Annotated in this window: 1 protein-coding gene and 1 pseudogene; both read left to right on the forward strand. The window is 67.0% G+C overall.

Annotation, left to right across the window (positions count from 1 at the left end; translation table 11 throughout):
* Window positions 1–171 (forward strand): ATP-binding protein (locus ACFPOB_RS30980; protein WP_377801974.1); only part of this gene is annotated, 171 nt, incomplete at its 5' end.
* Window positions 172–297: 126 nt separating this feature from the next.
* Window positions 298–945: pseudogene (locus tag ACFPOB_RS30985) on the forward strand (IS256 family transposase); the annotation flags it as partial.
* Window positions 946–1086 lie beyond the last annotated feature (141 nt).

Here is a 1086-nt window from a genome sequence, read left to right on the forward strand (position 1 = left end):
GCCGGTGCGCTTCTCGACCGGCTGACCCACCACGTCAGCATCCTGGCCATGAACGGCGACAGCTACCGCCTCAGGCAATCCGCCGGCCGTCGCCGCGCCACCGCCGCGGCGGAGCAAAACCAGGCCACCGCCGACGAAGCCGATCCCGAAACCGGCGAGATCATCGCCTGAGCAATCCCGGCAGCGCGATATGGCGAGGGCCCCGATCGGGGCCCTCGCCATATCCGCCGCTCCCCAACGCCAGTGGCCTGCTTTTACTCCGCCACGCTGGCCTGGAATCCGACCGCCGTTGACAGTGCCGACGGCGCCAAGGAGATTCTGGGCCTCTGGCTGGAGCATAACGAGGGCGCGAAGTTCTGGCTGCGCGTCATGAACGAACTGCGCAACCGCGGCGTCGAGGACATCCTGCTCGCCGTCGTCGATGGCCTGAAGGGCTTCCCCGACGCGATCCGGGCGGTGTTCCCCGAGGCCATGGTTCAGACCTGCATCGTCCACCTGTTGCGCCACAGCCTGGACTTCGTCTCCTACAAGGATCGCAAGCTCGTCGCCGCGGCGTTGAAGGGCATCTATCGCGCCATTGATGCCGCCGCCGGCGAGGCAGCGCTCAGCGCCTTCGAGGAGGGGCATTGGGGCCGCCGCTATCCGGCGATCGCCCAGAGCTGGCGACGCGCCTGGAGCGAGGTCGTGCCGTTCTACGCCTTCCCCGCCGACGTTCGTCGCATCCTCTACACCACCAACGCGATCGAGGCGCTGAACGCCAAGCTGCGCCGGGCCGTGCGCGCCCGAGGCCACTTCCCGACCGACGAGGCTGCGATGAAGCTCCTCTTCCTCGTCTTGAACCGCTCCGAAAAGGAGTGGAAGATGGGACCTCGTGAGTGGGTCATGGCCAAGGCTCAATTCGCCGTCATCTTCGGCGAGCGCTTCACAAGGGCCATGGCGGCCTGATGTTCAACCCGCCGCCCGCACACGGAAATCCTGACAGTCCCTCTGCGTCACGTCCTCGCCCAGCTTCGACAGCCGCGATCCCCCGCAGCACGCGCAGGCAGAGGGTGGATCGATGATGATCCGCTCGCGCTCGATGTCCTC

This window comes from Allobosea eneae, from assembly GCF_042657265.1.
In the GTDB taxonomy this organism is placed as follows: Bacteria; Pseudomonadota; Alphaproteobacteria; order Rhizobiales; family Beijerinckiaceae; genus Allobosea; species Allobosea eneae.